Origin of the sequence: Saccharomonospora saliphila YIM 90502 (assembly GCF_000383795.1) — a bacterium.
GTDB classification, from domain to species: Bacteria; Actinomycetota; Actinomycetes; order Mycobacteriales; family Pseudonocardiaceae; genus Saccharomonospora; species Saccharomonospora saliphila.
Genome location: NZ_KB912676.1, coordinates 7,756 through 10,575 on the forward strand (window position 1 = coordinate 7,756; position 2,820 = coordinate 10,575).

Genomic DNA, 2,820 nt, shown 5'->3' on the forward strand with positions numbered 1-2,820 from the left:
GGACCGGCCGTGGCACCGCGCGCTCTGGGCGGGCACGACGGGCGACCCGCACGCCGACACCCCCGACGCCGGCCTGCTGCGCCTGTCCGTACCGGAGGTGCTGCGGACGGCGCGGCTTCTGCTCTCCGGAGGACGACCATGCCAGGACAGCACCCGACAACGCCGCACCAGCACCCCGCGACCCGGCGACGGTCCCCCGCCAGCCCGAGCGGACTCCGGGTCGGCGTCGTCGGCACGGGCTACGTCGGACTGACCAGCGCGGCGTGCCTGGCGCGACGGGGACACCGCGTGCGGGGTGTGGACACCGACCACGACAAGATCACCGCGCTCGGCCGGGGCGAGGTCCGCATCGGCGAGCCGGGGCTGGACGAGCTGGTGCGGCGGGGTCTCGACGCGGGCACGCTGAGCTTCGGCACCGACCTCGCCTCGCTCTCGGAGGCCGACGTCGTGCTGCTGTGCGTGCCCACCCCATCGGGCGCGGACGGCACGGCGGATCTGCGCGCGTTCGACGCGGTCCTTTCCGGGTTGGACGGCGTGCTCGCTCCGGACTGCGTGGTGGCGGTCAAGTCGACCGTCCCCGTCGGCACGACCGACCGCGCGGCGCGGGCGCTGGGCAGGCCCGCCGTCAGCAACCCCGAGTTCCTGCGCGAAGGGCACGCCGCCCACGACTTCCTCCACCCCGATCGCATCGTGGTCGGGGCACACGACGACGCCGCCGCCGACCGCGTCGCGGCCCTCTACGCGGGCATCGGCGCCCCGGTGGTGCGCACCGACCCCGCGAGCGCGGAGCTGGCCAAGTACGCCAGCAACGCCTTCCTCGCGCTCAAGCTCTCCTACGTCAACGTGCTGGCGGAGCTGTGTGAACGGGTGCGGGCCGACATCGCCGACGTGGCGGCCGTCATGCGGCTCGACCCGAGAATCGGCGGAGCCTTCCTCTCCCCCGGCCCCGGCTGGGGCGGCTCCTGCCTGCCCAAGGACGTTCGCGCGCTGTTGTCGACCGCGGGTCAGGCGGGCGTGGACTTCGCCCTGCTGGCCGACGCCGTCGCCGCGAACGAGCACCAGCACGATCGGGTGGTGCGCGCCGTGCGCACGGCCGTCACCGGCACGCCCGACGGGTCTCTCGCGGGGGTGCGGCTGGGACTGCTCGGTTTGACGTTCAAGGCGGGCACCGACGACCTGCGCGACTCGCCCGCCCTGGCGGTCGCCTCCCGCCTGTCCGCCGCCGGAGCCGTGCTCACCGGGTACGACCCCGGCCTCGACCGCGCCGCGGCGGACAGCACGGCCTCGGCGGGCGTCCAGCTCGTCGACGACGTGAGCCTGGCGGCCAAGGACGCCTCCGGGCTGGTGTTGCTCACCGAGTGGTCCGAGTTCACCCGGCTCGACTGGGCGCACCTGGCCGAACTCACCGAGCGTGCCGTCCTCGTCGACACGCGCGACCTGGTCAACCCGGACGAACTCGCACGGGCGGGTGTCCGGTGTCACCGGCTCGGGCGATAGCGCGCGTCCACGGTGACGGAACGAATGGCCTGACGATTCACGAGAATTTTATCAGGTACCCGTATCGCCGGGATTGCGATTAATCCAAGAACCTGGAGATAGGCATTGTCCAGATTGCGTCCCGGTTTCGCGGCCCCCATTCGCACGGGAGGCCGGACGCGAATGTGGCCACCGTCCAGTTAATCCCCGCCACCGCACGACGGCGCCCGGGCCGGTGCCGACCCGGGCGCGGATAGCCCTTCAGTCTTTCGAGATCTCCTCGACGGTGCGGCCGACCGCGTCGCCGGACTGCGACCGGGCCACGTCGGCCTGCGAGACGATGCCGACGAGCCGGTCCCCGTCCAGCACCACGAGCCTGCGCACCCTGTGGCCGGCCATGGTGCGCAGCGCGGAATCGACGTCGGCGTCCGGTGCGACGGAGAACACCTCACTCCGGGCGACCTCACCCACGTGCACCGCCACCGGGTCCTTGCCCTCGGCAAGAACCTTCACGACGATGTCCCGGTCGGTGAGCACACCTTTGAGTTCCCCGTCCTCACCCCGGACGGGGAGGGCCCCGACGCCGGCCGAGGCCATCATCCGCGCGGCCTCGGACACCGACATACTCGTCTCGGCGCAGTGCGGGTCCTGGGTCATGATGTCGCGAACCAGTGTCACCTGAGGTCACTCCTCGTATCCCAAGAATCGTCCGTTCGGGGAACAAGCGTCCGTTCTGGTCTTTGCACATTGGGCCATCCGGACTAGTCTTTGGGCAGTCAGGCGGTTGAGCAGGCAGCGGCCGGACGTTTTCCTCGACCTATCGGTTGATGTGGACACCGCTGGAGGTGCCGTGTCCGAACGAGTAATACCCACTTCACTGTTGGGCCTAACCACCGAACGTCATGGGCCGAGTCTCGTCGTGACAGTGCGCGGCGAAATCGACCTCAGCACGCGACAACAGCTCGAACGACACCTCGAGGAGGCGCTGCACACGGTCTCGCCTCCACACCCGCTGGTGGTGGACCTCAGTGAGGTCAGCTTCCTGGGGTCGTCGGGCCTGGCTCTGCTGCTCAACACGCAGAAGGTCGCGGCGAGACGGGGCACCCCGCTCCGCGTCGTCGCCACCCAGCGTGTCGTGCGCAGGCCCGTGGAGGCGGTCGGGCTCTCCGATGCCCTTCCGCTGCACGGGACGGTGCCTGCCGCGCTGCACGGCGTTCCCGCGCCCCGCACCGGGGAGGAGGTGCTGGAGTTCGACCTCGCCCCTGAGCACGTGCCCCGCTGAGGCGGGCACGCGATCGCGGCCCCGTCCGGCAGGGCCGGACGGGGCCGGTGCGCGCACCTGGC

At 71.5% G+C, this 2,820-nt stretch carries 3 protein-coding genes; 2 read left to right on the forward strand and 1 reads right to left on the reverse strand.

Annotated features, from left to right (window positions below):
* Positions 1–138 precede the first annotated feature (138 nt).
* A complete protein-coding gene (locus SACSA_RS22675; RefSeq protein WP_083940239.1) occupies positions 139–1,497 on the forward strand; it encodes a UDP-glucose dehydrogenase family protein in 1,359 nt (452 codons plus the stop codon).
* 240 nt (positions 1,498–1,737) lie between these two features.
* Here SACSA_RS22675 and SACSA_RS0112215 read toward each other — a convergent pair whose 3' ends face one another.
* Complete coding sequence (locus tag SACSA_RS0112215; RefSeq protein WP_019816213.1) at positions 1,738–2,154, reverse strand: CBS domain-containing protein; 417 nt, start codon at positions 2,152–2,154, stop codon at positions 1,738–1,740.
* 172 nt (positions 2,155–2,326) lie between these two features.
* Between SACSA_RS0112215 and SACSA_RS0112220 the strand changes: the two genes are divergently transcribed.
* The gene (locus tag SACSA_RS0112220) at positions 2,327–2,758 is read left to right on the forward strand and encodes an STAS domain-containing protein (RefSeq protein WP_083940240.1); all 432 of its coding nucleotides are present in this window, start codon (positions 2,327–2,329) and stop codon (positions 2,756–2,758) included.
* The last annotated feature ends 62 nt before the right edge of the window (positions 2,759–2,820 follow it).

Excerpts from the sequence above, each read along its gene's own strand:
- SACSA_RS22675 (WP_083940239.1), top strand. The coding sequence starts at position 139 with ATGCCAGGACAGCACCCGACAACGCCGCACCAGCACCCCGCGACCCGG.